This window comes from Cellulomonas sp. P4_H12 (assembly GCF_056400905.1).
The window spans coordinates 1-1,022 of record NZ_JBFUKJ010000064.1; the positions used below are offsets into that span (position 1 = coordinate 1).

A 1,022-nucleotide genomic window follows, 5' to 3' on the forward strand; every position below is an offset into this window, starting at 1 on the left:
CGCCCATTGTGCAATATTCCCCACTGCTGCCTCCCGTAGGAGTCTGGGCCGTGTCTCAGTCCCAGTGTGGCCGGTCACCCTCTCAGGTCGGCTACCCGTCGTCGCCTTGGTAGGCCATTACCCCACCAACAAGCTGATAGGCCGCGGGCCCATCCTGCACCAGTAAACCTTTCCACCCCAGGCCATGCAGCCCGAGGTCGTATCCGGTATTAGACCCAGTTTCCCAGGCTTATCCCGAAGTGCAGGGCAGATCACCCACGTGTTACTCACCCGTTCGCCGCTCGTGTACCCCGAAGGGCCTTACCGCTCGACTTGCATGTGTTAAGCACGCCGCCAGCGTTCGTCCTGAGCCAGGATCAAACTCTCCGTTGAAGACTCTAGACGCCGGCAAGCCGGCAATCAGTCATAGACATCGAGTCAAATCACTAGCAAATAAACTCAACTAGCTTAAAACACTGACCCCCTCAGACGGAAGAATGAGGTGATCAGCAATACCCACACCGTCAAAAGACGATGCGGAGTACCAAATAATTTGGCACTGACATTCATCGGCACACTGTTGAGTTCTCAAAGAACACGCACACACCCTCACGAACAGGAGATGAACTCCGGTTGATCGGGGGCTGAAGCACAACCATACACGACGGTGTGACTTCGGATTTACCAGGCGCTTACGTCCWACCTCGTGTCCCGKRCCTCTCGGTCCGGGTCGGTGTCCGTGTCGCTCTGACTTGGAATAAGTTACGGGACGTGGACGAGAAGTACCAAATCGCCTGGTCAAAGGTCTGTGAGCCGTAAAAATCGTTCGTTTGGGCGGCATTCACCCCACGTTTTCCGGCTCAGTTCGCACTCAGACGCGCCAACACGCCTTCTGCACTACGTGCGGCGACCGTGCAGGCCCTCGCCGTGAACTGATCCACCATCGGATGTCCCGCCCAGGCCCGCCAGCGCCGCACCTCTCCCAGTGCCTCGTCCCGTTGCTGCGCGAGCGAGGCGTCGCGTTCCAGTCCGAGCCGCTCGAC

The 1,022-nt window shown here is 58.4% G+C and carries 1 rRNA gene and 1 pseudogene; both read right to left on the reverse strand.

Features of this window, described 5'->3' with window-relative positions:
• Window positions 1-372, reverse strand: a 16S ribosomal RNA gene (locus AC1DQC_RS19725); the annotation flags it as partial.
• Window positions 373-839: 467 nt separating this feature from the next.
• A pseudogene (locus AC1DQC_RS19730) lies at window positions 840-1,022 on the reverse strand (dynamin family protein); the annotation flags it as partial.